The organism is Actinoplanes sp. NPDC019969 (assembly GCF_055562375.1).
Genome location: NZ_JBVHFK010000003.1, coordinates 448720 through 475129 on the forward strand (window position 1 = coordinate 448720; position 26410 = coordinate 475129).

Annotated in this window: 25 protein-coding genes; 13 read left to right on the plus strand and 12 right to left on the minus strand. The window is 71.8% G+C overall.

Annotated elements, in window-relative coordinates; genetic code table 11:
* Positions 1-372: 372 nt before the first annotated feature.
* Positions 373-1401 (minus strand): DMT family transporter, encoded by a 1029-nt coding sequence (locus tag ACZ3II_RS12200; protein WP_465517658.1) that lies wholly within the window; start codon positions 1399-1401, stop codon positions 373-375.
* A gap of 73 nt (positions 1402-1474) precedes the next feature.
* Between ACZ3II_RS12200 and ACZ3II_RS12205 the strand changes: the two genes are divergently transcribed.
* Complete coding sequence (locus ACZ3II_RS12205) at positions 1475-2374, plus strand: LysR family transcriptional regulator (protein WP_465517659.1); 900 nt, start codon at positions 1475-1477, stop codon at positions 2372-2374.
* Here the strand turns inward: ACZ3II_RS12205 and ACZ3II_RS12210 are convergent.
* Positions 2354-2824 carry a tail fiber domain-containing protein gene (locus ACZ3II_RS12210; RefSeq protein ID WP_465517660.1) on the minus strand — a complete coding sequence of 157 codons (471 nt, stop codon included), beginning with the start codon at positions 2822-2824 and terminating at the stop codon, positions 2354-2356. The genes ACZ3II_RS12205 and ACZ3II_RS12210 overlap by 21 nt on opposite strands.
* A gap of 195 nt (positions 2825-3019) precedes the next feature.
* Between ACZ3II_RS12210 and ACZ3II_RS12215 the strand changes: the two genes are divergently transcribed.
* Positions 3020-5866, plus strand: a complete 2847-nt coding sequence (locus ACZ3II_RS12215) for a BTAD domain-containing putative transcriptional regulator (RefSeq protein ID WP_465517661.1) — start codon at positions 3020-3022, stop codon at positions 5864-5866.
* A 9-nt stretch (positions 5867-5875) separates the two neighbouring features.
* Here the strand turns inward: ACZ3II_RS12215 and ACZ3II_RS12220 are convergent, their stop codons facing one another.
* Positions 5876-6370: a MarR family winged helix-turn-helix transcriptional regulator gene (locus ACZ3II_RS12220; protein ID WP_465517662.1), complete on the minus strand. Its 495-nt coding sequence runs from the start codon at positions 6368-6370 to the stop codon at positions 5876-5878.
* Between the two features lie 113 nt (positions 6371-6483).
* On the opposite strand from ACZ3II_RS12220, the gene ACZ3II_RS12225 reads away from it, so the two are divergent.
* Positions 6484-7107, plus strand: a complete 624-nt coding sequence (locus tag ACZ3II_RS12225; RefSeq protein WP_465517663.1) for an FMN-dependent NADH-azoreductase — start codon at positions 6484-6486, stop codon at positions 7105-7107.
* Between the two features lie 174 nt (positions 7108-7281).
* Here ACZ3II_RS12225 and ACZ3II_RS12230 read toward each other — a convergent pair whose 3' ends face one another.
* Positions 7282-8145: a LysR family transcriptional regulator gene (locus ACZ3II_RS12230; protein ID WP_465517664.1), complete on the minus strand. Its 864-nt coding sequence runs from the start codon at positions 8143-8145 to the stop codon at positions 7282-7284.
* A gap of 71 nt (positions 8146-8216) precedes the next feature.
* On the opposite strand from ACZ3II_RS12230, the gene ACZ3II_RS12235 reads away from it, so the two are divergent.
* Positions 8217-9125, plus strand: a complete 909-nt coding sequence (locus tag ACZ3II_RS12235; protein WP_465517665.1) for a dihydrodipicolinate synthase family protein — start codon at positions 8217-8219, stop codon at positions 9123-9125.
* Positions 9126-10258: 1133 nt separating this feature from the next.
* On the opposite strand, the gene ACZ3II_RS12240 is transcribed toward ACZ3II_RS12235, so the two are convergent.
* A complete protein-coding gene (locus tag ACZ3II_RS12240; protein ID WP_465517666.1) occupies positions 10259-11176 on the minus strand; it encodes a hypothetical protein in 918 nt (305 codons plus the stop codon).
* Positions 11177-11232: 56 nt separating this feature from the next.
* Positions 11233-12261, minus strand: a complete 1029-nt coding sequence (locus ACZ3II_RS12245; protein ID WP_465517667.1) for a LysR family transcriptional regulator — start codon at positions 12259-12261, stop codon at positions 11233-11235.
* Between the two features lie 72 nt (positions 12262-12333).
* On the opposite strand from ACZ3II_RS12245, the gene ACZ3II_RS12250 reads away from it, so the two are divergent.
* Together ACZ3II_RS12250 and ACZ3II_RS12255 are read left to right on the plus strand one after the other, a co-directional pair.
* Entirely contained in the window at positions 12334-13290 is a 957-nt protein-coding gene (locus ACZ3II_RS12250) for an EamA family transporter (RefSeq protein ID WP_465517668.1), read from the plus strand.
* Positions 13291-13502: 212 nt separating this feature from the next.
* Positions 13503-13718, plus strand: a complete 216-nt coding sequence (locus tag ACZ3II_RS12255) for a hypothetical protein (protein ID WP_465517669.1) — start codon at positions 13503-13505, stop codon at positions 13716-13718.
* Position 13719: 1 nt separating this feature from the next.
* On the opposite strand, the gene ACZ3II_RS12260 is transcribed toward ACZ3II_RS12255, so the two are convergent.
* Together ACZ3II_RS12260 and ACZ3II_RS12265 are read right to left on the minus strand one after the other, a co-directional pair.
* On the minus strand, positions 13720-14514 hold the full coding sequence (locus tag ACZ3II_RS12260; protein ID WP_465517670.1) for a phosphotransferase: 795 nt from the start codon (positions 14512-14514) through the stop codon (positions 13720-13722).
* A gap of 6 nt (positions 14515-14520) precedes the next feature.
* The gene (locus tag ACZ3II_RS12265; protein WP_465517671.1) at positions 14521-15363 is read right to left on the minus strand and encodes a TetR/AcrR family transcriptional regulator; all 843 of its coding nucleotides are present in this window, start codon (positions 15361-15363) and stop codon (positions 14521-14523) included.
* Positions 15364-15415: 52 nt separating this feature from the next.
* Here ACZ3II_RS12265 and ACZ3II_RS12270 point away from each other — a divergent pair, with 52 nt between their 5' ends.
* Positions 15416-15643 (plus strand): hypothetical protein, encoded by a 228-nt coding sequence (locus ACZ3II_RS12270; protein WP_465517672.1) that lies wholly within the window; start codon positions 15416-15418, stop codon positions 15641-15643.
* A gap of 30 nt (positions 15644-15673) precedes the next feature.
* Here ACZ3II_RS12270 and ACZ3II_RS12275 read toward each other — a convergent pair whose 3' ends face one another.
* Positions 15674-16345, minus strand: coding sequence for a response regulator transcription factor (locus ACZ3II_RS12275; RefSeq protein WP_465517673.1), 672 nt, complete (start codon positions 16343-16345; stop codon positions 15674-15676).
* Positions 16342-17547: a sensor histidine kinase gene (locus ACZ3II_RS12280; protein WP_465517674.1), complete on the minus strand. Its 1206-nt coding sequence runs from the start codon at positions 17545-17547 to the stop codon at positions 16342-16344. The genes ACZ3II_RS12275 and ACZ3II_RS12280 overlap by 4 nt, the downstream gene beginning before the upstream one ends.
* A 124-nt stretch (positions 17548-17671) precedes the next feature.
* On the opposite strand from ACZ3II_RS12280, the gene ACZ3II_RS12285 reads away from it, so the two are divergent.
* From ACZ3II_RS12285 to ACZ3II_RS12305, 5 genes are all read left to right on the plus strand, one after another.
* Positions 17672-18397, plus strand: coding sequence for an ABC transporter ATP-binding protein (locus ACZ3II_RS12285; RefSeq protein ID WP_465517675.1), 726 nt, complete (start codon positions 17672-17674; stop codon positions 18395-18397).
* Between the two features lie 80 nt (positions 18398-18477).
* Positions 18478-19167, plus strand: a complete 690-nt coding sequence (locus ACZ3II_RS12290; RefSeq protein ID WP_465517676.1) for a hypothetical protein — start codon at positions 18478-18480, stop codon at positions 19165-19167.
* Positions 19168-19396: 229 nt separating this feature from the next.
* A complete protein-coding gene (locus tag ACZ3II_RS12295) occupies positions 19397-20311 on the plus strand; it encodes a nitrilase-related carbon-nitrogen hydrolase (protein WP_465517677.1) in 915 nt (304 codons plus the stop codon).
* An 8-nt stretch (positions 20312-20319) separates the two neighbouring features.
* The gene (locus ACZ3II_RS12300; protein ID WP_465517678.1) at positions 20320-21300 is read left to right on the plus strand and encodes an agmatine deiminase family protein; all 981 of its coding nucleotides are present in this window, start codon (positions 20320-20322) and stop codon (positions 21298-21300) included.
* A complete protein-coding gene (locus ACZ3II_RS12305) occupies positions 21297-22652 on the plus strand; it encodes a flavin monoamine oxidase family protein (protein WP_465517679.1) in 1356 nt (451 codons plus the stop codon). Before ACZ3II_RS12300 ends, ACZ3II_RS12305 begins: the two co-directional genes overlap by 4 nt.
* Positions 22653-22715: 63 nt before the next feature.
* Here the strand turns inward: ACZ3II_RS12305 and ACZ3II_RS12310 are convergent, their stop codons facing one another.
* Together ACZ3II_RS12310 and ACZ3II_RS12315 are read right to left on the minus strand one after the other, a co-directional pair.
* Complete coding sequence (locus ACZ3II_RS12310) at positions 22716-24704, minus strand: hypothetical protein (protein WP_465517680.1); 1989 nt, start codon at positions 24702-24704, stop codon at positions 22716-22718.
* Positions 24701-25588, minus strand: a complete 888-nt coding sequence (locus ACZ3II_RS12315) for a 5'-methylthioadenosine/S-adenosylhomocysteine nucleosidase family protein (RefSeq protein WP_465517681.1) — start codon at positions 25586-25588, stop codon at positions 24701-24703. The genes ACZ3II_RS12310 and ACZ3II_RS12315 overlap by 4 nt, the downstream gene beginning before the upstream one ends.
* Positions 25589-25709: 121 nt before the next feature.
* On the opposite strand from ACZ3II_RS12315, the gene ACZ3II_RS12320 reads away from it, so the two are divergent.
* On the plus strand, positions 25710-26408 hold the full coding sequence (locus ACZ3II_RS12320) for an NUDIX hydrolase (protein ID WP_465517682.1): 699 nt from the start codon (positions 25710-25712) through the stop codon (positions 26406-26408).
* Positions 26409-26410: the final 2 nt, after the last annotated feature.

The following is a 26410-nucleotide window of genomic DNA, read 5'->3' on the forward strand; positions in this document are numbered from 1 at the left end:
ACCCGGACCGCGCTGATTCTCCTGGTGCCCGCGGTGTTCCTGCTGGCGCTGTTCTGGTTCGGCTCGATCCCGCAGACCGGCTATCTCGTGCTCGCCTTCACCGAGGGCAAGGTCTTCCCGATCGTGGCGCCGATCCTCGCCGGCATCGCGCTGATCGCCGCCGTCTGGATCGGCCTCCGGGCGATCGCCGCCCGGGTGATCCTGACCGTCCTGGTCCTGGTGGTGGCCGGGATCAGTGGCGTGGCGGGCTTCCTCTACTCCGGTTTCGCGCCGAGGGTGCTGGCCAGTGAGGTCGTCGCGGTGTCGGTGGACGGTGGGCACGACGTCGTCCGAGTCACCACCGAGGACTGGATACATACGGTTCGGAGCGAGTTACGGGTGCGGACCCGGGCCGGCCTGCTCAGCCGGCAGTCCCGATGGGTGCTGGTGGAGACGGTCTGCGGCGATCGGCCGGATACCCGCGTGGAGTTCACCGGCCCTCGCGAGGTGCGCATCGAGGGTGTCGCCGAGCCGGTCCGGTTCGACCGCACCGGGCGCCCGGACCGGTATGTCGACTTCTGCCCGTGACCGGTGGGCGCGTTCGATCCGCTGGCCCCACCAGGTGCCGGCCAGGACCAGCAGGATGCCGATGCCGGCCGGGACGGTCAGGTGCTCGCCGCCGAGACCGACCCCGATCAGGACGGCCCACACCGGCTCGGTGCCGAGGAGCAGGCTGGCCCGGGCGGCAGAGGTGCGGCGTACGGCCCACAACTGCACCACGAACGCGAAGACACTGCAGCCCAGCGCCAGATAGAGCACCCCCAGCCACTCGCCGGTCCCGAACGCGGTGGCGGCCGGCAGCAGCGCCGGCCCGGCCGCGACGGTGAACACCAGCGCCCCGACCACGGTCTGCAAGGTGGTGAGGGTGATCGTGTCGTACGCGGGCCGGCTGAGCCGGGCGGACAGGTTCACGTGCACGGCCCGGATCACGGCGGCCGCCAGCATCAGCGCGTCACCGGCCGACGGCGTACGCAGGCCGGGTCCGGCGACCAGGAGCACCACCCCACCGGTGGCGGCTGCGGCGGCCAGGAAGAACCGTGGCGGCAGCCCGCCCTGCATCAGCGGGGTGAGCAGGATCGTCAGGCTGATCAGCACGCCGGCGTTGGTGGCGCTGGTCAGCGACACCCCGTACGTCTCCAGCACCAGCACCGACGCCTGTGTGCACCCGAGCAGCAACCCCACGCGCAGCTCGCCGCGCCCGGGCCGCCGCCTGATCATCAAGGGCAGCATCGCCGCCATCGACACCAGGTAGCGCAGCGCCAGCACCACCAGTACGCCCCCGGCCACCACCAGGGTCTTCGCCGCCAGATAGCTGCTGCCCCAGATCACGGCCACGGTCAGCAGCAGAAGGTCTCCCGTCACAGGGTGAAGCCTGCGGCCCGCCGATACGGTAGACAAGACGGCAACCTGTGAAACGACGATGTAGTGAGCGCTAATGGATCCGCACCACCTGAGACTGCTGCGTGAACTCGGCGAGCGGGGCAGCGTCGCCGCCGTCGCGCGGGCCCTGCACATCACCCCGTCCGCGGTGTCCCAGCAGCTCGGCGTGCTGCAGCGGTCGGCGCGGGTGCCGCTGACCGAGCGCAGCGGGCGGCGGCTGGTGCTGACCGAGGCGGGCCGGGCCCTGGCGGCGGCCGCGGTCGAGGTGATGACCGCGCTGGACCGGGCGTCCCGGGCGGTCGGCGACTACCTGGACGAGCCGGGCACGCCGGTGAGCGTGGCCGCGTTCCACAGTGCCGGGGTGACCTGGTTCGGGCCGCTGACCCGGCGGCTGGCGGAGATCGGCGGGCCGCCGGTGCGCTGCGCGGACCGGGACGTGGCGCACGCCGAGTTCCCCGCCCTGGTCGGTGACTACGACCTGGTGGTGGCGCACCGGCTGGCGTACAGCCCGGCCTGGCCCGCCGACCGGCTCGCGGTGATCCCGCTGATCCGGGAGCCGCTGAACGTGGCGATGTCGGCGGACCATCCGCTCGCCGCCCAGGACCGGCTGACCGCTGCCGACGTGGGCGCCTGGCCGTGGATCAGCGTGCACGAGGGCTTCCCGCTGACCGGGGTGCTCACGGCGATCGCGGCGGCCGCCGGACGCCCGCTGGAGATCCGGCACCGGATCAACGAGTTCACCGTCGCGGCCTCGGTGGTGGCAGCCGGTGAGGTGCTCGCCCTGCTCCCGGGCCTGACCACCGGGCCGGACCGGCGGCTGGCGCTGCGACCGCTCGACGACCTGCCGGCGGTGCGGCACATCGACGTGCTGGCCCGGCCCGAGACGCTGCATCGCGCCTCGGCCCGGACCGTGCTGGAGACGTTGCGCTCGGTCTCAGGAGCGCTGACCCCGTAGTTCCGCGACCTGGGCCGCCAGCTCCTTCACGGCTCCGACGAGGACCGGCACCAGGCCCACGTAGTCCAGGTACTTGCTCTCCTCGGACTCGACGACGAGCTGCGGCAGGACCGGCTCGACGTCCTGGGCGATCAGGCCCAGCGACTTGGGCGGCTGGTCCGACACGTCCTGGCTGGTGTAGTAGTACTCGACCGGCTCCAGCGCGAGAACCTTGTCCAGCAGCCCGGAGACGGCCTCGATATCCCGCTTCAGCCGCCGGTCACTGGCCTTGGTCCAGTTGCCGCCGCTGTCCAGCCGGGCCTCCGTCCCACCGTCGATCCTGTTGGTGATCATGAAGAACCCGTCGTCGGTGATTCTCATCCCCGTCTGGTGGGTCTGGTTGAACAGGTTCCGCAACCGGATGTGCCGGACGAAGCCGTTCGGCGTGTCCAGGAAGATCGGCGCTGCCACTTGTCTTTCCCCTTCGGTGATGTCCCGGCACGGCGCCGGGGCGATGACATCAGGCTGCGCCGGGGGTGCGGGGTGCCACGCGGGGTGGCGCGGGGTGCGGTGCGGGGTGGGGCAGGTAGTCGACACACGCCTTGACCGGCGCGGCGCGCGGTTCGACGCTGAAGCTTTCCCGTCCCCGGCACCGGAGCGTCCACCATGCTCGCCGTCCCGACGGCGCACACAGCAGTTCCCGCATCGCTGAGCGGGCTCGTCGGCCGCGACGCCGACATCACCGAGCTGCTCCGGGCGATCGGTCACACCCGCCTGATCAGCCTGGTCGGCCCGGGAGGCAGCGGAAAGACCCGGTTGGCGTACGCCGTCCGCGACCGTCTCGCCGCCCGCGGCGAACAGACGTGGTGGGTGTCGCTCGCCCCGCTCGACCGGCCGTCGCTGGTGGACACCGCCGTGGCCGAGGCGCTGGGCGTGGCCGAGGCGCCCGGCCGGTCCGCGCGGGAGGCGGTGACCGCGCGGCTCGGCGGGACCGCGGGCCTGCTGGTGCTGGACAACTGCGAGCACCTGGTGGACGGCTGCGCCGGTCTCGTCGCCGACCTGCTGCGCGCCTGCCCCGGACTGCGGGTGATCACCACGACCCGGGAGCCGCTCGGGCTCGGCGGGGAGACCACCTGGTGGGTGGGCGGCCTGTCGCTGCCCGCCGACCTGCCCGCGCCGTCCGCCGCCGACCTGGCGGACAGCCCGGCGGTACGGCTGTTCACCGACCGGGCGCGGCAGGCCCTCGCCGGGTTCGCCGTCACCGACGCCAACGCCGCCGACGTGGCCCGGCTCTGCCGCCGCCTCGACGGCCTGCCGCTCGCCCTGGAGCTGGCCGCGGCCCGGCTGCGGGTGCTGCCGCTGCCGCGGATCGTCGAATGGCTCGACGACGCGGTGTCCCTGCTGGCGACGACGAACCGGGACGTCCCGGCCCGGCAGGCCACACTGCGCGCCACCCTGGACTGGAGCCACGACCTGCTGTCCGGGCCGGAACGGGCGATGTTCGCGCGGCTGTCGGTGTTCCGGGGCGGGTTCACCCTGGCCGCCGCCTCCGCGGTGGCCGGCGACGGGGACGCCGACCTGGACACGCTGCGGCTGCTCGCCCGCCTGGTCGACAAGTCGCTGGTCCAGGCCCGTACCGACGGCGCCGAGGAACGCTACCGGCTGCTCGAGGTGGTCCGGCAGTACGCCGCGGGACGCCTCGGTGACGGGAGCGGCCCCACCGCGGCCCGGCACGCGGCGTACATGCTGGCGCTGGCCGGGCGCGCCGAACGGGGTCTCGACGGCGGCGAGCAGCCCCGCTGGCTGGCCCGGCTGCACAGCGACCGGAGCAACCTGCGCGCGGCCCTGGGCTGGTCCCGGCGCCACGATCCGCTGCTGTTCGTCCGGCTCGCCGGGATGCTCGGCCGCTACTGGCGGCTCAGCGGCCAGTACGCCGAAGGCCGGCAGTGGCTGGAAGGCGCCGTGGCAGCGGGTCATGACGGCATCGCGCCGGAGGTCCGCGCCAAGGCCCTCACCGCGCTCGGCATGCTGGAGTTCCTGCAGTGCGAGTACACCGCGGCCGCCGGCCGGCTGGCCCGGGCCCGCGACCTGTACGCGGACGCCGGCGACGAGCGGGGCCGGGCCGTCCCGCTGCAGATCCTCGGCAGCATCGACCGCGAGCAGGGCCGCTATCCGGAGGCCCGGCGTCATCACGCCGAGGTGCTGGAGATCTGGCGGCGGGCCGGCGACCCGGCCGGGGTGGCGCGGGCGGTGCGGTCGCTGGGGCTGACCGCCTGGCTGGAGGACGATCAGGCCCGCGCCGAGGAGCTGTCCGGGGAGGCCCTGCGGCGTTTCCGCGAACTCGGCGACGACGAGGGGATCGCCACGTCGATGGTCTACCTGGCCTGCGCCCGCCACGCCCGGGGCGATCCGGGTACGGCCCGGTCACTGCTGCGCGACAGCCTGGACCTGGCCCAGCGGCTCGGGCTGCGGGAGGTGACCGCGTGGGCCGAGGAACGCCTCGGGATGATCGCCGCGGACGCCGGCGACCGGGCGGAAGCCGTGACACTGCTGCGCCGGAGCCTGGCCGTCCATCACGAACTCGGCGACCGGTGGCGTACCGCCGCGGTCCTCGCCGCCCTCGGTGACCTCGGTGCCGACGACGGTCTGCTGGCCGCGGCCGCCCGGCTGCGGGAGACGCTCGGCACCCCGGTGCCGCCGGTCGACCGGGCCGCCCACGAGCGGCGGGCCCGGCCGGACGCCGAGCCGCTCCCGGTGGACGACGCGGTACGGGAGGCGCTCACCGACGTCGCGCCGTCAGCCCCCGAGGTGGTCGTCCGCGGGTTCGGCCGCGGCGCCGTCGTCCTGTCCGGGCGGCTGCTCGGCCCGGAGGACTGGACCTACGCCAAACCGCGGGAGCTGCTGTACCTCCTGCTGACCCGGCCGGGCGCGACGAAGGCGGAGATCGGGCTGGCGCTGTGGCCGGACGCCTCCCGTACCGAGCTGCGCAACAGTTTCCACACCTGCCTGAAGTTCCTGCGCCGGGCCGTCGATGGCGCGCTGACCGTGCGGTACTCCGGCGGCGCCTACCACGTGACGGCCGCGCTGCCGCTGCGCTACGACGTCGCGGAGTTCCGGGACGCGGCCGCGGCCGCCCGGGACATTCCCGCCTTGCGCGCGGCGGCCGACCGCTACACCGGCGACTTCCTGGCCGACCCACCGGTGGGGGAGTGGGCGGAGGAACATCGCGAGGACTTGCGCCGGGAGTACGAGCGGGTGCTGCGGACCCTCGGCGGCCTGCTCGCCCGGGAGCGCCGTTTCACCGAGGCCGCCGCCGTCTTCACCCGCCTGATCGCGCACGACCCGCTGATCGAGGCCGGTCACCGCGGCCTGATGCGCTGCTACGCCGCCCTCGGCGAACGTGGCCGCGCCCTGCACCAGTACGAGGAACTGACCCGCCTGCTCGACGACCGTCTCGGCGCCACCCCCGCCCCGGAGACGGCCCAGTTGCACGCCCGCCTCCGCGCCGGCTGACGGCCGGGGTCAGGGCTCGCCGAGGCAGGAGGTCAGGTGCGGGGCGGCGGCGGTCAGCAGCAACCGGCCGATCTGCGCCAGCTGGGCCACCTGCTCCGGGGTGAGCGCGTCGAAGACCAGGCGGCGGGCCTCCCGCACATGATCCGGCGCGGCGGCCACCACCACCGCCAGGCCCGCCTCGGTGAGGACCGCCTCGACGCAGCGGGACTCGGCGGAGTCCGTGGAGCGGCGGGTCACCCAGCCGTGCTTCTCCAGGCGGGACACGGCATGCGACAGCCGGGACGGGGAGCCGGCGGCGAGGTGGGCGAGATTTCCCATGCGTACGGCGTGACCGGGCGCCTGCGACAGCGAGGACAGGATCGTGTACTCGAAGAAGTTGAGCCCGGCGTCCCGTTTGAGCTGGGCGTCGATCGCCGGGGGCAGGGCGGTCAGCACCGCGGTGAGGGCCATCCAGGCGCGCGTCTCGTCGTCGGAGAGCCAGGGGACGGCTGTGGGATCGCTCACGACTGGAAGAATACGCGACCTCCCACTTGAATGTTCAATACTTGCGGTGTCATGCTTCTCCTTGAACATTCAAGTCGCCCTCAAACGTGATATTTCCTGATGGGGAGAACCTCATGACGATCCTGCGTATCGACGCCAGCATCCTCGGCCCGAACTCCGCGAGCAGCGAGCTCGCCGACCTGGTCGAGAAGGAGCTGTCCGGCGCCTCGATCGTCCGCCGTCACCTCGGCCAGAACCCGCTGCCCGCCGACGCCTGGGCCACCGCCGTCTCCGCCGGTTACGTGCCCGCCGACCAGCGCAGCGACGCCCAGAACAGCGCGGTCGCCCTGGCCGGCGAGCTGGCCGCCGAGCTGCGCGCCGCCGACGCGGTGATCCTGGCGCTGCCGTTCTACAACTACGGCGTCTCGCAGCACGTCAAGACCTGGTTCGACCTGGCCATCGCCGGTGGCGAGCAGGGCGAGAAGCTGCTCGACGGCAAGCCCGCCGTCGTCCTCACCACCCGTGGCGGGGCGTACGGCGCCGGCACCCCGCGTGAGGGCTGGGACTACAACACCGCGTACATCAGCCGCGTCGTCGGCGAGATCTGGGGCGCCGACCTGACCCTGATCGAGCGGGAGTTCACCCTGGTCGGCGTCAACCCGGCGCTGGACGCGTTCAAGGACACCGCCGAGGCGATGCGGCAGGCAGCGTACGTCGCCGCCGCCGAGGCCGGCCGCACCCTGGCCGCCCACATCTGACCGGCCCCACCCGGTCCAGTTCCGCAGCGTGTTGAGTTCGGGCGTCCCGCACGGCTGAACTCAACACGCTTGGGAACCGCTCAGCGTGCTGAGTTGGGGCGTCCCGCACGGCCGAACTCAACACGCTCGGGAACCGCTCAGTGTGCTGAGTTGAGGCGTCATACGCGGCTGAACTCAACACGCTTGGGGGAGGGCGGACAGGAAGGCGGCGACGGCCGGATGCGCCGCGGCGCCGTGCCGGAAGGCGACCCGGGTGCGCCGCCGGGTGGGCAGCGGGAGCAGCCGGACCCCCGCCGGCAGCCGGCCGGTGGCCAGGTGCGGGACCACGGCGACGCCCTGGCCCGCGGAGACCAGGGCCAGTACGGTCCCGAAGTCGTCGATCCGGTGCCGGGCCCGCGGGGTGAACCCGGCGGCCCGGCAGATCTGCATCGTCGCGGTGTGACAGAGCGTGCCGGGGGTGGCGAGGATCCAGCCGGCTTCGGCGAAGTCCCCGAGTCCGTCGCCGGGAGTGGCCACCGCGAGGTGCACGGCCTCGTCGAGCAGCGGGACGCTGTCCAGGCCGGTGTCGACCTGCTGCGGGATCACGTCGTAGTCCTGGATCAGGCCCACGTCCAGCCGCCGGTCCAGCAGGGCGGCCGGAACCTCGGCCGGATCGACCTCGGACATCATCAACTCCAGCGCGGCATGCCGTTCACTGAGGGTGACCAGCGCGGGGGTGAGCAGGGTGCGGATCGCGGTGGGGAAGGCGCCGATCCGCAGCTCCCCGGTCAATCCGGAGGAGGCGGCGGCGAGGGCGGACTCGGCACGTTCGAGCGCGGCCAGGACGGTCGCGGCGTGCCGGACCAGGATCCGGCCGGCGGGCGTGAGGGCGACGCGGCGGCCGGTGCGTTCCAGCAGGGGAGTGCCGGCCTCACGTTCCAGGGCGGACAGTTGCTGCGAGACGGCGGACGGAGTGTAGGCCCGCACGTCGGCGACGGCGGCGATCGTGCCGAGCCGGGCCAGGTCGCAGAGCAGGCGGAGGCGGCGCACGTCGAGCATCAGTTCAGCTTACGGATCACCGTACGAATGTGAACTGGACCTGATGCTCGTCACGGCCGAGGCTGGTCGGCATGACTCTGCACGGGATCTTCGTACCCCTCGTCACGCCCTTCGAGGTGTCCGGTGACGTGGCCCTGGACGCTCTGGAACGGCTCGCGCACGACGCCCTCGACGCCGGAGCGGCGGGCCTGGTGGCACTCGGGACCACCGCGGAACCGGCGTCGCTGACCGCCGCCGAGCAGGACGCCGTCGTCGGAGTCATCTTCCGCGTGGCCGTGTCGAGGCAGGCGAAACTGCTGGTCGGCACCCGGATGGACCTGGCGGCCCGGCCGGGGGTGACAGCCGCGCTCGCGGTGGTGCCGCCGTTCGTGCGGCCGGGCGAGGCCGGGGTGATCGCCCACGTCGCGGCGCTGGCCGCGACCATGCCGGTGGTCGTCTACCACGTGCCGTACCGGACCGGCCAGGACCTCTCCGCCGCGGCGATCCTGCGGCTGGCGGCGATCCCCGGCGTGATCGGCATGAAGTACGCAACCGGGCTCATCGACGCCACCGCCGTCGAGGTCGCCGCCGCGCTGCCGGACGGGTTCGCGCTGCTCGGCGGCGACGACGCGCTGATCTCCCCGCTGCTCGCGATCGGCGCCCATGGCGGCATCCTGACCTCGGCGAACGTCGACACGCGAGCCTTCGTGGACCTGGTCACGGCCTGGCACAGCGGTGACCGGGCGACGGCACGGCGGCTCGGCGACCGGCTCGCCGGGCTGTCCCGGGCGCTGTTCGCCGAACCCAACCCCGCGGTGGTCAAGGGGGTGCTGCACGCGCAGGGCCGGATCCCTTCGGCGGCGGTACGGCTACCGCTGCTCCCCGCTACCCAGGTCGCTGTAGACAGTGCGCAGCTTGCCGCCGGGCGTACGCTGCGGCGGCAGCGGGTCGAGGTCGACACGGACACCGGTCAGCCCGTGCCCGTCGAGCAGGCCGCGTAGCTCCCGGTGCACCCGCGGCCAGGCGTCGTCGCCGGCGACCAGGCGGACCGCGAGACGATCGGCATCGGTCTGCACGATCTGGAACATCCGGACGCCGGGCGTGCGGTCGACCAGGGTGCCGAGCGCGAGCGGCGGCAGGCTCACGGCGCGTCCCTCCGGGCCGGGGAGGGACAACACCTCGGAGGTACGGCCACCCGCGCGGATCGCGGGACGCCTGCTGCCGCACGGGCACGGGTCCGGACGTACCGTGATGCTGTCGCCCAGGTCGTAGCGGATGATCGGCTGCACCCGGTTGGCGAGGTTCGTCAGCAGCACGCTGTGTGACGGGTGTCCCGGCGGGACCGGCGCCAGGTTCTCGTCGACCGGCTCCAGGATCGCCCAGTCGTCGTTGACGTGCAGCCAGTCCTGGTCGCAGCCGTGCGCCAGGCCCATGAACTCCGAGCAGGCGTACTGGTCACGCACCGTGGTCCGGAACACCCTCCGGATCCGGGCGCGTTCGCCCGGCGGCAGGCCCTCGGCCGACGTGATCACCAGCAGCGGGCGGATGCGCAGGCGGCCGGCCTGCTGCTCCCTGGCCAGCAACGCGATGACACTGGCGTACCCGTTGAGGATCGTGGGATCGAAGGCGTTGAGCTGGTCGACGAGATCGTCCAGGGGCTCGTGCACGGAGAGCAGCCGGATGCTGCGCTGCCGGATCGGGCGGGCCAGGATCAGCCGGCGGGCGGTCGCATAGCCGGCGAAGTGGCCGCCGGTCGCCCAGATCGCGGCCACCCGGTTGCCGCGCCGCAGCATCCGCAGATAGTCACCGGCGGTGAGCCACGAGCCGCTCGCCCGCGTGACGGTGATCCTCGAGAGCACCCGGTTCATGCGCTTGTCCTGGACGAAGACACCCCGCAGACCACTGGTGCCCGACGTCGTGACGATCTGGTACTTCCCCTGGTAGAGCGTGCCGGCCCGGTCCTGGTCGGCGATGAACTCGGACACGCCCGCCCAGGTCACCGCACGATCGGTGACCCAGTCGTCGAACCGGTCCATCAGCTCCGCCTTGGTGATCACCGACAGTGGCGGGCGGTCGCGGTAGAACGGGGAGCGGGCCCGCGCGTACGCCACCAGATCGTCCAGCCGGTCGCGCCTCATCGACGTGTCGCCATGACGTACCCGGCGGTCGTCACACCCACGGCCAGGCCCCAGGCGGCGAAGACCGGCAGGGTGGCGATCGTCGCCCAGTCGTCCCCGGCATCAGCCCAGCCCTCCTCCTTGAGGAAAACGCCGAAACTCAGCACACCGTAGGCGAACAGGGTGAGCGCCACCGTCCCCGCCGGAACGACCGCCAGCATCCGCGGAACCGGGCGGCCGCCGAGCAGCGGAACCCAGCGCGGGAACTGCTGGCCCCAGCGCTGCACCAGACCCAGCACCAGCAAGCCGGCGAGCGGCGGCACCACGGTGATCGCCACCCCGCCGAGAGTCGCCAGGTCGTCGCCCGCCTCGGCCAGGAATTCCGCGGACACGCCGAACGGGACACCGAGCACCCACAGGGCGTGCGGCACCGCCCAGCCGAAAACCGAGAGAGCGACCGCGGCGTACGCCCACCGCCGCGCCCACCCCGGCACCGGCTGATAGGCGTGCGCCGCCGGGCCGCGCTGTGGGGTGCGGGCGTTCGCGAGACCGGCGAAGGCGATCCCACCCGCCGTCAGCGCCAGCCGGGCGCCGATGTCCCGCCAGTCCGTCGGGCGGCCGGTGAGGGCTGCCGGGATCTCGAACAGCAGGTGCAGTGGGAACGCGGCGACCAGCAGGAACGCGGCGGATATCCAGGCGGCGATCGGGGTGCCGCGGGCGATGACGAGGCCCAGGATCACGGCGGCGAGGAGGGCGCCCCACCCGGTCCAGAACGGCAGATCGGCGACCTGCGCACCGCCGCACCCACTGATCGGATCGGTGGGGTCGGCCCTGTCGCAGGCGGTGTAGCCCCATCTGCCACCGGCGATCCAGTACAGGCGAAGAACCACCTCGCCGACGACGAACACCCCACATGCCCAGGTCCATCGAGTCATGCCCGAATTCTGTTCATCGGTGGCTGTGGATGCCCTGAGGGGCGCTCAGCGCTTCATCAGTTCGCTCGGCTTTCGCTCGCTGCGCCCCTTGGCAGCCGTTCCCCGTTCCCGGTCGCCCGCCTCTTCGTCGGCTGGTTCTCTTGGTGGCCGTTCGCTTTTTCGTCAGCCGGCCCCTTTTGTGGCCGCTGGCTGTCGGCTTGGCCGGTCACGGCGGCCAGATACGCCGTCAGGGCCGGAGATGACGGGCCGTCGCGGGTGACCGTGAACAGGCGGCGGCCCAGCCTTGCCTCGGCGACGTCGCGGTAGGCGAGAGCGGGCTCCGGCGACGGCAACGTCAGCGGCGGCAGCAGCGCGACGGCGCCCGCGACCCGGACCAGCTCCAGCTGCACATCCACGTCGTTGGAGTGATGCCGCAGGTCGGGCTCGTAACCACCGAGCGCCCGGCACGTCCCGACGATCATCGCGTGATGGCCGGTGCCCTCGTGCGACGACACCCACACCGCGTCCCGCAGCCGGGCCAGCTCGACCGGGCCACCCGGCACGGCCAGCGGATGCCCCGCCGGCAGCACCAGCCGCAGCGGCTCGGCCAGCAGCGGCGCGAACCGCAGCCCGGCGGGCCGGGGCCGGGGATGTCCGTCGTACTCGTCACCGATGATCACGTCGACCGCCCCGAGCCGCAGGCCCGGCAGCGCCTGCTCCAGCTCCAGCTCGGAGATCTCCACCCGGACCAGCGGGTGCTGGGCCATCAGCCGCCCGACCGCCGGCACCAGCAGCCTGCGGGCGGCCGATTGCAGACCACCGGCCCGGACCGTGCCCCGGACCTCGCCGCTCAGCGCCGCCAGATCCGCCTGCGCGGCTTCGGCGGCGGCCAGCAGAACCCGGGCGTGCTGGGCCAGCAGGCGCCCCGCGTCGGTGAGCCGCACACCCCGGCCGGCCTTCTCCAGCAGGATCGCGCCGGCCTCTTTCTCCAGAACGGTCAGCTGCTGCGACACCGCCGACGGACTGTAACCGAGTGCCGCCGCGACCGCCCCGAGCGTGCCCCGCTCCTCGAACTCCCGCAGGAATCGCAACCGCCGCAGGTCCATGCACAAATCCTAACGATTCATCTCCAGGAATCATCACTGGACCTTCATCGTCCGGCCGCCGATGCTCGATTCATGGGTCCGCTGCTCTGTCTCCTCTCCGCCACCTGCTTCGGCGCGATGGCGATCTTCGGCAAGTTCGCGTACGAGGCCGGCGTCACCCCCTCCACCCTCCTCCTGATCCGATTCGGTCTGTCCGCCGTCGTTCTCGCCGCTTTCCTCCACCGCCCCCGCTTGTCATGGCCCGTCCTCGTGGCCTTCCTTCAGCGGCGCCGGTTCTCCAGGCCCGCGCTGGTGGCCTTGGGGCTCGGCGCTCTCGGCTATGCCACGCAGGCCACCCTCTACTTCGAGGCGCTCCGGGTGATGGACGCGTCGCTGCTCGCGCTGATCTTCTACACGTACCCGCTGATGGTCACCGTCGCCGCCGTCCTCCTCGGCCGTGACCGCCTCACCCCGGCCCGGGCAGCGGCCCTGGCCACCGCCTCCACCGGCACCCTGCTGATCTTGCTCGGCAGCGGCGGCGCCCCGTTCAACCTGCTCGGCGCGCTCCTGGCCGCCGGTTCGGCGCTCACTTACACCGCCTACATCCTGGTGTCCGACCGTGTCGTACACCGCCTCCCACCACTCCGGCTGTCCACTCTGGTGATGACCGGCGCCGCCGTCGCCCTCGCCGGCCGGTCCCTGGCCACCGGCGGCCCCGACCTGGACTTCGCTGCGTCCGGCTGGCTGTGGCTGACCTGCATCGTCGCCGTCTCGACGATCCTGGCGATCCTCACGTTCTTCGCCGGCCTGCGCCGCACCGGTCCATCCACCGCCGCGATCCTGTCCACCTTCGAGCCCGTCGTCACCACGGCCCTCGCCACCCTGCTGCTCGGCGAATCCCTGACGGCGCCCCAGCTCACCGGCGCTGCACTGATCCTCACGGCCGTCGCCGTCAGCCGCCCGTCCGGCGCCACCCTTCCGCGCGCCGGCAAGAACAAAGCGGAACCCTCCGGTGGAGTCGCTGCCTCTGCCGATCACCACCGCCCGTGAGGTCGCTGCCTGCCGGGCCTCCCACTCTTGATCGCCACCTCCCGCTCCCTGATGGTCCCCTCTCGCGAGGGGCTACCGTTCCCTGATCGCTTCCGTTCCCTGATCGCCATCGTTCGCCGGGCCGAGGCCTGCCTAGCCACCTTCTTCTTGGCCGCCCCGCTCGTGCCGGTTCGCGGCCTGGTGAGCAGCCGCTCGAATGGCAGGATGGCCGGATGGTGGAAGTCTGGGGCCTGACTCTGACGGTCGAGATGGCGCGCCAGATCAGACACTGGCGGGTCGACGAGGAGTCGTCATGGCGGGTTGTCGCCACGTCTGCCGACGAGCTGTGGGGTACGGGAACCGGCGGCAACCAGCTCTTCGGCGAGGACCTGTGCCGGGAGAGCGCGCTGCTGCTCGGCGAGGACCCGCGCGCCGAGGCGTGGAACTGACTCAGCCGAACAGCCGGGCGATGCTGCGCTGTGCCGTTTCGGCGTACGACCTCAGCCCGTACGCCTGCCCGTAAGCAAGATCCTCGAGCGCCGCACACCGGGCGAAGAACAGCATCCGCTCGCCGAATCCGTTGTCCGGCGGCCCGCCGTACGCTTCCAGCGCCCGGTCCACGAATCCCGCGCCGAAGTCCCGGAGCAGCCGCGCGAAGTCGAGCGCCGGATCGGTGACCGCCGCATCGGTCCAGTCGATGATCCCGGTGATCGTGCCGCCGTCCGTCAGAATGTGCTCGGCCCCGAGGTCCGCGTGTGCGAGCACCCGCCGGGTCCCGGCGTCCGGCACTGCCGCGCGCAGTAGGCGCAGCGCTCCGGCCGGTCCACGAAGATCTTCCAGCCAGTCGGCGGGATCTGCCGGATCGTACGGCGCCAGGCCCGCCACCTCGGCAACGCCGATGCCGTGCAGTTCCCGCAGAAACCGTCCGATCGGCTCCGCCAGCCCGTGGTCCGCCTCCCGCCCGAGCAACGGCTCGCCGGGCAGCCGGCGGTACCCCATCACCCCCGACTCGCCATCCACGAACCGAACCGCCGGCACCGGCAGCGACACCCGCCCCGCCACCACAGCGAGCAGGCGCGTCTCCCGCTCGACGTCGTGCCCGTCAGCGACCCGCAGCACCAGATCCCCGACCACGAAGGCGGTGTTGTCGAGCCCTCTGCCGAGCGGCTCGATCGGAGACCCGGCAAGTCCCGGTTCATGCCTGAACAGGGCCGCCGCAGCACGCTCACTCGCGGTTCCACCCATCCGTCGCTACTCCCTCTCCCCGCGTCCGGAAGCTTCGCGCCCGGATGCCTCACGTCCGGAACTCTCACGCTCGGAATCCCCGGAGCCGGAGTCCCCGCGTCCGAAGCTCTCCTGCTCAAGATCGTCAGGCTCGGAATCGCCGCGATCGGAACTGCCGCGCTCGAAGTGCGGGTCCCGCAACAGAACTCCGGCGATCGAGGTCAGCAGCGCGTCGAGCCCTCGCTCGAACAGGATGTCGTCGGGCCAGCGAGCGTCGTCGAGATGGCCCGATCCGGCAAGCGTCGGATACGCCTCCGTTGCGGCGGTGATGTGCCGCCGCGCCGTAGCCCGGTCCGGCGAGTCGCCACTACGTCGCCACGCGGCCTCGGTGACCGCCGCGCCGATCACATAGTTCGCCAGCAGCCGGGTCGCAACCGCCAGACTCTCGTCGCCGAGCCCACCTCGAACCAGCGCCGCCTGCAGGAACTCGGTGCGCGCAAGCACCTGAGGTCCCAGCATCGGCCGGCCGATCAAACCCGCCGCCCACGGATGAGCCAGCATCGCCGCTCGCCACCCCATGATCAGTTCACGTACGTCAGCCGCCCAGTCCGGCCCCGGCTCGGGTACCTGCACCTCCCCGAAGACCTCGTCCACGGCAAGATCAAGAACATCTTCCTTGGTGCGTACGTGCCAATACAGCGCCGTCGACGTAACCCCGAGTGCCTGCGCGATCCGCCGCATGGTGAGCGCCTCGGACCCTTCGTCGTCGAGCACCGTCACGGCCGCCCCGACGATGAGCTGCCGGGTGAGCTGAGGCGTACGCCGCGCCCGATTCTCCTCTTCACGAAGCCATATCGAATCCACCTCCACATCCTAAGGTTAACGTCGGTAAGTTGACTTACCGACGTTCAAGGAGGCCGCGATGCCCCTCATGCGCATCCAACTGGAGAGTGATCGCAAGACCGCCCGCCGAGTCACCGAACTTCACCTGTCCGGCCATCCCCACCGCGAGTCGGTGGACGCCGCCCGCGAGGCCGTCTGGCGCCGAGGCCGCACCCCCGCCGGCGAGCCCGTCTTCATAGGCGTCACCAATGGCGACCCGGTCCGCCTGCTCTACGACGTGGCCATCTACCTCGACACCACCTCCTGAACACTCAGATCCGCCCGCAGCATGGGGCTGTTACTTCTCATGGGTGAGAACCGGTGGAAGGACCAGGCCGGTGCGGTAGGCGACGATCACCAGCTGGACGCGGTCGCGCGCGGCCAGTTTGGTCATCAGCCGGCCGATGTAGCTCTTCACCGTCGGCATGGTGATGTGCATCCGGTCGGAGATCTCGGTGTTGGTCGCGCCGAGCCCGACCATGGTCAGCACCTCCCGCTCCCGCTCGGTGAGGCCGTCCAGGTCGGGGGAGGGGCCGGACGGCTCCGGCCGGTTCACGACCATCCGGATCAGTCGGGCGGTGACGCTGGGTGCGATGAGCGCGTCCCCGGCGGCGACGACCCGGATCCCGGCCACGATGTCGTCCAGGGACATGTCCTTGACGAGGAACCCGGAAGCACCGGCCTGCAGAGCGCCGTAGACATACTCGTCCTCGGGGAACGTCGTCAGCACGATGATCCGGGGCGCTCCGCTCCGGGCGGTGATGAGCCGGGTCGCCTCGATGCCGTCCATCTCGGGCATCCGGATGTCCATCAGGACGACATCCGGCTGGAGTTCCCGGGTGAGTCGCACGGCCTCCGAACCGGTCGTGGCCTCGCCCGCCACCACGATGTCGTCGGTCACGGTGAGCACGGTCTGCAGGGCGGTGCGGACCAGCGCATGATCGTCGGCGAGCAGGACACGGATCGTCATCCGCTCGCCTCGCCGGGCTCGACGGGCAGCCGGGCGAACACCCGGAAGCCTCCTTCGTCGCGGCTGCCGGCCTGCATCGTCCCTTGCAGGAGCGAGACGCGCTCGTGGAGACCGAGCAGACCGTATCCGCTGCCGCCCGCATCGGCGTGGTGTGGCCAGCGGCCGCCGTGGCCGTCGTCGACGATCTCGATCCGCATGCTGTCCGGAAGGTAGGAGAAGGTGATGTCACAGGTGCGCGCGCCGGCATGACGAACCACGTTGGTGAGGGACTCCTGAACGATGCGGAAGGCGGACAACTCGACATCGGCGGGAAGGGGGCGGCGATCGCCCTCCCACCGGACGTCGATCTGGAGACCGGAGTCCTCGGCTGTCGTGACCAGATCGCCGATGTCGGCGAGCGTGGGGGATGGCCGCAGGGGCGCGGTCGCCTCCTGTGGCAGGCGGAGACCGTCGAGCATCCGCCGCAAGCCGGTGAGCGTCTCGCGGCTGGTGGCCTCGATGACCTGTAACGCCTCATGGGCCTTGTCCGGGCGGACGCCGATGACCCGGGACGCCGCCCCGGCCTGCAAGGCGATGACCCCCATGCTGTGCGCGACCTGGTCGTGCAGCTCGCGGGAGATCCGCAGCCGCTCGGCCACGACGGCCTGCGCGGCGGTCTGCTCGCTGAGCCGCCGGGCGTAGTCGCGGGCCTGGCGGATCGAATAGCCCAGAAGGACCGCCACCACGATCGGCAGCAGGACGTAGGCGATCCAGAGGAGCCAGCGCATCGGCAGGCCGGCGGGCAGCGCGATCGCCGGGATCACGGCGACGATCGGGACGAGGGCGACCGCCCACGTCCACGGTGGCCGCGTGACGACCAGATAGCCGAGCACGACGGCGGCCGCCACGAGGAACTGGGCGAGCAACTCGTCCTCCTCGTTGACCAGGCCCTCCCTGCCGACGGCCAGAAGGAGAACGGCCGGAGCGACGGCCAGCAGATGGACCGCGAGGAGCGGACGGGACCGGACCAGCCGGCAGGCCACGGCGGCGCCGGCGAGCGCCAGCGCGACCAGCGCCCAGCGCCACATCGGACGCTCCGGGAGACCGCCCGGCATGAAGGGCAGGCCGGTGTAGCCCCGGAGGGCGGTGAAGGCGGCGATGCCCCACAGCAGCGCCACCCAGCCGGGGAGCGGCAGCAGTCGGAGGCGGGGCTTGGCAGGCATACGGCCGATCGTATCGACGTGGGCCGACGGCGGCATCGGACCACGGTATGACTACCAGGGTCTATGACGCAGGGGTACCGCGGTCCGATGACGCCGCCGGGCCGCCCGGGCCAGGCTTGTCGGCATGATTCACGTCGACGATCTGGTCAAACGATACGGCTCCACCACCGCGGTGGCGGGGCTGTCCTTCAGCGCCCGGCCGGGCCGGGTCACCGGTTTCCTCGGGCCCAACGGCGCCGGAAAGACGACCACCCTCCGTGTGCTGCTCGGGCTGGATGCGCCGACCAGCGGCAGCGCCACCATCAGCGGTGCCCGGTTCGGCGCTCACCGGCGCGGCCTGCGGCATGCCGGCGCCTTGCTCGACTCCCAGCAGGCGCATCCGGGGCGCAGCGCGGCGGTGCACCTCACCGCGCTGGCGCTCAGCAACGGCCTGCCCCGGCGACGGGTCGACGAGGTCCTCGGCGAGACCGGGCTGTCCGGGGTGGCCGGGCGTCGCGTCGGCACGTTCTCGCTGGGCATGCGGCAGCGGCTCGGGGTGGCGACCGCCCTGCTCGGCGACCCACCGGTGCTGATCTTCGACGAGCCGGTCAACGGGATGGACCCCGAGGGGGTCCGGTGGGCGCGCGGGCTGTTCCGTCGCTTGGCCGCCGAGGGCCGCACCGTGTTCCTCTCCAGCCACCTCATCAGTGAGATGGCGGCGACGGCGGACGAGATCGTCGTCATCGGGCAGGGCCGTCTGCTCGCCGCCGGCCCGGTCGCCGATCTGGCCGGCCCCGGCGGCTCGCTGGAGGAGGCCTTCTTCGCGCTGACCGCGGGCAGCGTCGACTACCGCGCGGGAGGTTCCCGGTGAGCGACCTGACCGACCCCACCCACCCGACCACAGCGCCGAGGGCGCCCGGTGAACGACCACTGCCGCAACGGAGGTGGCTGATGACAGGGGTGATCGCTGCGGAATGGCTCAAGGTGCGCTCGCTGCGGTCGTCGTGGTGGGCGCTGGGCCTCACCGCCGCGGCCGTGATCGCCGCGTCGGCCATCGACGGTGACGAGGCATTCCCGCTCGCCGGATACCTGGTGTTGATCGTGGCGGCGGCCGCGTTCGGGGCCTCGACGATGGTCGGGGAGTACACCAGCGGCCTCATCCGGGCGACAGCCGTCGCCGTCCCGGCACGCACCGAGGTGGTGCTGGCCAAGGCCGTCGTGGCCGCCGGCCTGTGGACGGTGGCGGGCGCGGCGATCGCGGCCGGGGCCTATGCCGTCGCGACCCCCGCCCGCCCGGTGGGCGCCGCCGAGACGCTCGGGGCCGTCCTGGTCGGGCCGGTGTGCGCCCTCGTCGGTCTCGGCCTCGCGGTGCTGCTGCGTCATCCGGGCGTGGCCTACGTGACCGGCATTCTGCTCCTGGTGGCGGCCCCACAGTTGCTCACCGGCGACCACCCGGTGACCAGGGCCGTCCACCACGCCATGATCGTCCCGGGCTGGCAGCGGCTCACCCTGGCCTACGGCTCGCCGGAGGCGGTCGGCGACATCTACACCACACCGGTCGCGGCGTGGCTCTCTTATCTGCTCTGGCCGCTGACCGTGCTCGGCGGCGCGATCCTGGTCCATCGGCGCCGCGATGTGTGACCCGCTGGTGAGTCCCCTGATCTGCATCCGCGTGGAGAAGCAGGCGAAGCGAGGGGCGGGCCGACGCAAGGGCACCATCCGCCCCGGCGATGTGATCCACGGAAAGCCTAGGTTTTGATGGCTACGGCAACGGAATCCCTTGCGTTTGGTGAGTAAGACCACCATTCTGAACCGAATGCCGTTCGTTAGGGTTCGGTGTAGGGCGCGCAGCAGAAGAGCGAGGACGGCCATGGAACTGATCCGGGGTACGGCGTACGACTCGCCGGCTCGTGTCGAGGAGCCGACCCGTCCACCGCTGCGTGTTGGCCTGGTTCAGCACCGGTGGCGTGCGGATGCGGCCGAGCTCCGCGACGTCCTGTCCACCGGGATCGCCCGGGCCGCGGAGGCGGGCGCGGAGGTCGTCTTCCTGCCGGAGCTGACCCTGTCGAGGTACCCCGCGTTCGAGGCGCCCGCCGGCAAGCCGGTGGAGACGGCGGAGGATCTGGAGAACGGGCCGACGGTGGCCTTCGCGGCGGAGGCGGCCAAACGGCACGGGATCGTCGTGCAGGCGTCGCTCTACGAGAAGACCGACCTCGGCGACGGCCTCGGCTACAACACCGCGGTTCTCGTCGACAGGTCGGGAGAGGTCGTCGCCCGGACCCGCAAGACTCATATCCCGGTCACCGAGGGCTACGTCGAGGACAAGTACTTCCGGCCCGGTCCGGCCGACGACGCCTACCGCGTGCACGAGGTGGTGGGCCACAAGTTCGGCCTGCCGACCTGCTGGGACGAGTGGTTCCCCGAGGTCGCCCGGTCGTACGCGCTGGCCGGCGCCGACATCCTGGCCTACCCGACCGCGATCGGGTCCGAGCCCGATCACCCCGACTTCGACACCCGGCCGCTGTGGCAGCAGGTGATCGTCGGTCACGCCATCGCCAACGGCCTGTTCATCGTGGTGCCGAACCGGACCGGGAACGAAGGCCTGATCACCTTCTACGGTTCGTCGTTCATCGTCGACCCGTACGGCCGGATCCTCGCCCAGGCGCCCCGCGACGCCGAGGCCGTCCTGGTCGCCGACCTCGACCTGGACCAGCGGCGGGACTGGCTGACGCTGTTCCCGTTCCTGCGCACGCGGCGGCCCGACACGTACGGCGGCCTGCTATGACCTGGCGCATGCCGGCCGAGACCGAGCCGCACTCCTGCACCTGGATGGCCTGGCCGTCGTCGGGTTACGCCGACGGCGAGGACGCCTATCGGGCGTGGGCCGCCGTCGCCCTGGCCGTCGCCGAGTTCGAGCCGGTCCGGATGGTCGTCGACCCGGCCGGGCGCAAGACCGCCCGCGACTGGCTGGGCAGCGCCGTCGAGTATTTCGAGGCGCCCCTGGACGACGCGTGGATGCGCGACATCGGCCCCACCTTCGTCGTCGGCCCGGACGGTCTGGGCGCTGTCGACTGGGTGTTCAACGGCTGGGGTGGCCAGAGCTGGGCGACGTGGGAACACGACGCGAGGATCGCCCGGCGGGTCGCCGAGTGGGCCGGGGCCACGGTCGTCAGCTCGGAGATGGTCAACGAGGGCGGCGGCATCCACGTCGACGGGCACGGGACGGTGCTGGTCACCGAGACCGTGCAGCTGGATCCAGGCCGTAACCCTGGGTGGTCGCGCGAGCGGGTCGAGGGTGAGCTGCGCCGCACCCTCGGCGTCGACGAGGTGGTGTGGTTGCCGCGCGGGCTGACCCGGGACTACGACGAGTTCGGCACCCGCGGGCACGTCGACATCGTGGCCGCCCTGACCGCCCCGGGCGCCGTGTTGCTGCACGTCCAGCCGGATCCGCGGCATCCTGACCACGAGCTGGCGCCGCGCTGGAGGGCGGCGCTGCCGGCCGGCTGGACGGTCGTCGACCTGCCCGCTCCGGAGGGGCTCGAGGACGAGCGCGGGCCAGTTGATCATTCTTACGTCAATCACTTAGTGTGCAACTCCGGTGTCGTCGCCTGCACGTTCGACGATCCCCGCGACGCCGCCGCGTTGGACATCCTGGCCGCCGCCTACCCCGGCCGCCGGGTCGTCGGTGTGGACGCCCGGGCGATCTTCGCGCGGGGTGGCGGCGTCCACTGCATCACCCAGCAACAACCCGCTATACCTGGAGGAAAGCCGTGACCGACTTCGACGTCGTGGTGGTCGGGGCCGGTGTCACCGGGCTGACCATCGCCAACCGCGTGCACGCCGCCGGGCGCAGCGTGCTCGTCGTGGAGGCACGGGACCGTGTCGGCGGCCGGCTGCTGACCGAGGACGTGGAGGGAGTCCGCCTCGAGGTCGGCGGCCAGTGGGTCTCCCCGGACCAGACCGCCCTGCTGGCGCTGATCGACGAGCTGGGCCTGGAGATGTACTCGCGCTACCGGGCCGGCCGGTCGATCTACATCGGCGCCGACGGCGTACGCCGCACCTTCGAGGGCGAGCAGTTCCCGGTCTCCGACACCACCGCCGCTGAGATGGAGCGCCTGACCAAGGAGCTCGACCGTCTCGCCGCCCAGATGGACCCGCTGGTCCCGTGGGAGCACCCGGACGCCGAGCAGCTCGACCGGATCTCCTTCGCCGCCTGGCTGGCCGAGCAGACCGGCGACGCGGAGGCCCGCGACAACATCGGCCTCTACATCGGCCCGGCCATGCTCACCAAGCCGGCGCATTCGTTCTCGGCGCTGTCCGCGGTGCTGATGGCGGCCAGCGCGGGCGGTTTCAGCCACCTGGTCGACGCCGACTTCATCCTGGACCGGCGGGTTGTCGGCGGCCTGCAGCGGGTGCCGCTCTCGCTTGCCGGACGACTGCCCGCCGGGGCCGTGCACCTGGGTGAGGCGGTCACGAAGGTGGAGTGGTCGGAGGAGGGCGCGACCGTCTTCACCGGCCGGGGCAGCTACCGCGGCCGTGACGTGGTGATGGCCGTCCCGCCCACGCTGGTGAACCGGGTGCAATATATTCCGGCGCTCCCGCCGGTGCAGGCCCAGATGCGCCAGCACATCTCGTTCGGCCTGGTGGTGAAGCTGCACATCTCCTACGAGACCCCGTTCTGGCGGGACATGGGCCTGTCCGGCACCGCGTTCAGCCCGTACGCGCTGGTGCACGAGGCCTACGACAACACCAACGAGGACATCGACGGCGAGACCCGTGGCACGCTCGTCGGTTTCTGCTCCGACGTGAAAGCCGACAGCATCCTGGGCCTGGACGCCGAGACGCGGAAGCAGAGGGTGCTGGAGTGCCTCGCCGGCTATTACGGTGAGCAGGCGCTGCACCCGGTCCATTACTACGAGAGCCCGTGGATGGCCGACGAGTGGACCGTCGGCGCGTTCGGCACGAGTTTCGACATCGGTTCGCTCACCCGGTACGGCCCGCACCTGCGTGCCGCGGTCGGCCCGCTGCAGTTCGCCAGCAGCGACATCGCGGGCCTCGGTTTCCAGCACGTCGACGGCGCGATCCGGATGGGCGAGGCGGTCGCCGCCCGCCTGCTGGAGGCCTGACGCGGTAGCCGCCGGGCCGCCCGCAAAGGAACGCCGGGCCTTCGGAGGCCCGGCGGCCGGGCGTCACTCCTCCGGAGCGGGGCGTTTCGTCCGCCGGTACGCGCCACCGTCCCACCAGCGGCGGCCCTCGGCGGCGACGCCCTCCAGGACGAACATCGTGTGCCGCAGGCCGGTGGCGTCCTGGGCCGCGTCCTCCAGGATCTGCGGGTCCTCACCCTGTCGCGCCTTGCCGCTCGTGGTCACCGCGACGGTGATGTCCGTACCGTTCACCAGGGACAACTTGAAGGTCCGCGCCTTGTCGTCGTGCAGGATCACCCACATGGCGGCCACCGCCTCGTAGCAGTAGTTGATGCGTTCCCACTGGTAGAAGCGCGCTTTGCGGAAGTTCAGCCCGACGCTGAGCTGCCGGACCCCGTCCGAGGTGAGCAGGAAGACCAGCACCTCGTAGTGGGTGTAACGCCACGGACCGTTCAGGACCCGCGCCTGGCGTCCCCGTTCGCCGCTGGCCTCCAGCGAGGCGTACGCCTTGATGTCGCTCCACTTCAACTGATACTCCCGGAGGGTCTCGTCGAGAGCGATCCGCCGGTCGCAGTCGAGCCACCTGGCCATCTCCATGTCCGTCGGCTGGTCCCTCAGCCGTTCCTTCCACCGTGCATGCTCGGCCTGGTAGGCCTTCAGTCGCCGCTGCCGGTCGAGGGTGTCGGTGACGATCCGTTTGTGCTCCGCGAGGATGTGGGCGCCGATCCGTCCCGCCGCCGCTCCGGCGACCAGGGCCAGGAAGAACGCGCCCAGCCCTCGGGCCGGATCCTGCCGCAGGGCGGATTGGGCGGCCCACCCCAGCCCGGCCACCGTGGTCAGGGCCGCGGCCAGGGTGAGCAGCCTCGTCGAGGTCAGGATCTCGGGCCGGGCCCGGAGCGATGCGCCGCTGCGCCACCGGCGGTGCAGTTCCCCCACCTGGAACCGGATGAGCCACCGGATCTCCTCGGCTTTGGCCTCCGGTTCCCGGTACGCCTCGGCCAGGTCGTTGCGGAGCCGCCGCATCGGGCCAAGGCACTCGTCGTACCACTTCGCGCGGTCCTTGGCGTCCTTCGGCGCGACGCGCCGGGCGTACTCCAGGTACATCAGGCTCACCTCGGCGGCGAAGCCTTCGGACCGTGTGCCCGGCGGGTTGGCCCGCAGTGACAGATCCTCCCTGGTGGCCGAGGATTGCCGCCCGGCCCGGAACAGCCACTCCGCACCCAGGTAAAGCGCGACACCGCCGACGGCCAGCGCGAACACCAGCACCCCGAGCGCGACGGTGTCGTGGCGTTGCGCGCAGAGCCGGCCCAGGACGGCAGCCGAGCCGGTCAGGGCCACGACGCCCGCTCCGGCCACGGTGTACTGCACCGGGCCGGCGTCCGACCCCGGAACCTCGGTGATTCGTGGCGCCCGGGGCTCGGCCTGGAAGAATTTCCACGCGCGCTGCCTGCGGCCGTTGGCTTCGCGCGCCGCCTTCGCCCGTTCGACGTCGCGTTGCCACAGTTCGTCCTTGAGGTTGCCCTCCAGCATGCGTTCCAGGAAGTGCGAGATCATGTTGCGGATGATCGGTGTCAGCCGGTCGAGATCGGCCCGGATGCTGGTGGTCGTGGACTGTTCCTCGGTGTCGGAGTGGTGGGACTGGAAGAGGCGCCAGATGACGTCGACGCCGCCGGTGAACCGGCTCGCCGGCAGGTCGCCGATGCGTTTGAGTTCGGCCGCCGCCCGGTCCCGCTCCTCATGGGTCAGCTCCGCATAGGTGCGCCGGCTGAAGAACGCCAGCAGCCAGTGGAAGCAGAACTCCGGATTGTCGGGATCCGCGGCGACGACATCATCGAGCAGCCGGCGGGCGGTAGTGGCGTTGTTGGAAAAGAGGAACCGGCGAGCGGTCTTGAACTTCTCCTCGGGCGTAGCGTCCGGCGCGACCTGGTAGTAGTTGTTGTGAACGCCGTCATGGATGGTGTGGGCGACCGCGCCGTGGCTGCCGCCCTCGGTGTGGACCGCCGGTTTCTCGGGCGTCTTGCCCTTCTCGCTCATGACGGTCGCCAGGTGTTGTGCACTCCACCCTGGATGGTGTGGGCGACCGCGCCGTGGCTGCCTCCATAGGTGGTGACGCTGCCCGCCGGCCCGGTCGCCCGGCCGGCGTCCCCGGGTGACTGCCGGTCGAGGGCGATCTCGGTGGCCAGCCCGGTCGCGAAGACCGCGGCGTTCCGGATGGCCCGGTCCTGCCAGGCGTCCCGGTCGGTCACGGTCTTGGTGCCGTCGGCGCGGTCGCTGATGGCGCGGACGACGGCGACCGGGGCGTTGTTGAGCTGGCCCGCCTTGGCGAGCCCGGCGGCCTCCATCTCGATCGCGAGCGCGTCCTCGTAGTGCTCGCGGATCCATCGCAGCGTCGCGGACTCCTGCGCGTCGTGCAGCACCTCGCCGGAGGCGATCGGCCCGAAGCGGATCTTCGGGATCTGCCCGGACGGGTTGGCGCGGCGTTCTTTCTCGTACCGCCGTCCGATCTCGTGGGCGGCCTGGTCGATGCCGTGGTCGATGTCCCAGACCCGGGGCCGGGAACGGGGGCCGCCGGTGCGTTCCGCGGCGCCGTGGTAGGCGTACACGTGCGAGGCGACGATGACGTCGCCCAGCGCGACCTCGGGGCGGAGGGCCCCGGCGACGCCGACGAACAGGACCGCAGCGGGCTCGAACTCGCGGATGGCGCGTTCGGCGATGACGGCCGAGGCGGCGTTCCCCTTGCCGGTGATGACGATGACGGCGTCCCCGGTCCCGCCGGGCAGGGTGCCGATCTTGAAGCGGGTGCCGGCGACCGACGGGGAGCGGCGCAGGTCGGTGAGGGTGTCGATGACGGCCTCGTACTCGAGGTCGAGCGCGGTGAGGAAGAGGACGGGCGACGGCTTGCAGAGGCGTTCGGTCATGCGGGCAAGCTAACTTAACGTCAGATGCACATGAAGTATGTGGACGAGCCTTCCTGCCCTGCGGGGATTCCGACACTTGGCAGAGTTTGTGTCATTCAGACGCTAAAAGTAGGCTGGTGAGATGACCTCCCGGGAGCATGCCGTGCTGAGACTCGCCCTGGACCTGGCCATCCTGACCGTGCGGGACAACGCCCTGCAGGTCTTGATCATCACGAGGGGGAACACGCCGTTCCAGGGGCGGTCGGCTCTGCCGGGCGGCTTCCTGCGCGACGGGGAGGATCTGTTCACCGCCGCGGTGCGCGAGCTGCGGGAGGAGACGTCCCTCGACGGTGAGCCGATGCATCTGGAACAGCTTTCGGCGTACGGGGCCCCGGAGCGCGACCCCCGCGGCCGGGTCGTCAGCGTCGCCTATCTCGCGATCGTCCCGGACCCGCCCGACCCGCGGCCCGGCTCGGATGCCGCGTCGGCCGCCTGGATGCCGGTCGCGAAGGTGCGCGGGCGGCTGGCGTTCGACCACGACGAGATCCTCGACGACGCCGTCGAGCGGGTGCGCAGCCGGCTCGAGTTCACCACCCTGGCCACGGCCTTCTGCGGGCCGGAGTTCACGATCGGCGACATCCGTAACGTGTACGAGGTGGTCTGGGGCCGGCCGCTGGATCCCCGCAACTTCAACCGCAAGGTGATCAACACGGCCGGATTCGTGGAGCCGACCGGGCAGAAACGGATCCCGCATCTGGGCCGGCCCGCCGTGCTCTACCGGCACGGCGGCCAGAAGAATTTGAACCCGCCGATCCTGCGCAGCCACACGGCGGCCGCCTGAGC